The sequence below is a fragment of the Vibrio sp. 1641 genome (assembly GCF_033339995.1).
Taxonomy (GTDB): Bacteria; Pseudomonadota; Gammaproteobacteria; order Enterobacterales; family Vibrionaceae; genus Vibrio; species Vibrio alginolyticus.
This window is the reverse complement of record NZ_JAWOVP010000044.1, coordinates 1-1,275: the sequence shown is the minus strand read 5'-3', so window position 1 is coordinate 1,275 and position 1,275 is coordinate 1. Positions and strand designations below refer to the sequence as shown.

2 protein-coding genes are annotated in these 1,275 nt (G+C 40.1%); both read right to left on the bottom strand.

The window, feature by feature from the left end; genetic code table 11:
- The coding region (locus R7Z47_RS24025; protein WP_318130665.1) for a dihydrofolate reductase at positions 1–290 on the bottom strand (290 nt) is incomplete at its 3' end.
- 162 nt (positions 291–452) lie between these two features.
- Positions 453–1,109: a quinolone resistance pentapeptide repeat protein QnrVC5 gene (locus tag R7Z47_RS24020; RefSeq protein ID WP_000361705.1), complete on the bottom strand. Its 657-nt coding sequence runs from the start codon at positions 1,107–1,109 to the stop codon at positions 453–455.
- Between the last annotated feature and the right edge of the window lie 166 nt (positions 1,110–1,275).

Sequence of the window (1,275 nt, the reverse complement as noted above, 5' to 3'; positions counted from 1 at the left end):
GAAACAAAGACATGTGTTGTCGTATTGTCTAAGTAAGATAATGCCGATTCAATGCTGGTGAAATAAATAACATCTGGATCATTCGAGACCATTTCTGAGCGAGTAACCACAGCATATTTCCTATTGGGAAGTTTACCCATTGAGTCGAAAGTTTTACGACCGACTAAAAGCCAATGATTGTAAGTCATAGCTTTGAACAGGAGCTGCTCACCTTGTACATGCCAAGGTATATCCAATCCAGAGCCAATTACTCCATTCTCAGAAACTGCTGCCATAATGGATATTTTCATTTTTCCTCCTGAGGGCTAACGCCCGCCTAAGGGGCTGGCAACGCATAACAACTAAACTCAAACACAACAACTGCAACCACAGCGGCTCATTGGGACTGGAAACGCCACGCGTTGACAGTCCCTCTTGAGGCGTTTGTTATGTGTGTGTTCAAACCATCAAATTTAGTCAGGAACTACTATTAAACCTAATTGCTCTAAAAGTTGTTCTTGCTGCCACGAACAGATTTTTACACCTGTAAGGTCAACTTTCCGAGGGTCTAAACCATACAACTCCGAGTGGCTCAAATCACAACCTTGCAACCTACACTGGCTCCAACACCCTTCAGAAAATACTCCCCGACTTAAATCAGACTCTTTAAATGATGCACCACTCAGATTTGCGCCAATCCATCTATTCTCAAACAAATCACACTTTTCGATACACTGCCTTTCAAAGTTGGCGTATGAAAGATTACAACCTGTTATATAAGCTGAACAAAAATACATTCTGTTCGATACCTGATTCATGAAGCTAGCTTGAGAAAAATTGGCACCCTTTAAATCGCATTCTCTGAACTCGATACCAAAACAATTTGCACCTTTGAAATACGACATTGAAAGACTGCAGTTTTTAAAAGATGCGTCTCTAAGATCCGAGTAAGAAAAATCACACCCCTCTAATTCTCCTCGTTCAATGAAAGAACAATCTACAAATTGTGTATCGCGGAGGTTCGCTCGTTTAAAGGAACAGCAGAAAAATTTGCAATTTTTAAAATACTGACCACTCATGTCTTGATGTGAAAAGTCTGCTTGTACATATAACTGGTCTGTTTTATCCATTTTCTAGCCCTCTTTCTATTTGAGTCGAAGACTAACATTTACCAACCAGTTCTCAAGAAAAATAAACACCTTAAAAACAGCAACTTACAACCACTTAAAATCGCAAAAATAAGGCGCCAAATTGACGCTCTAAGGCACCGTTTTTTAATTCACCCATGCCGCATGG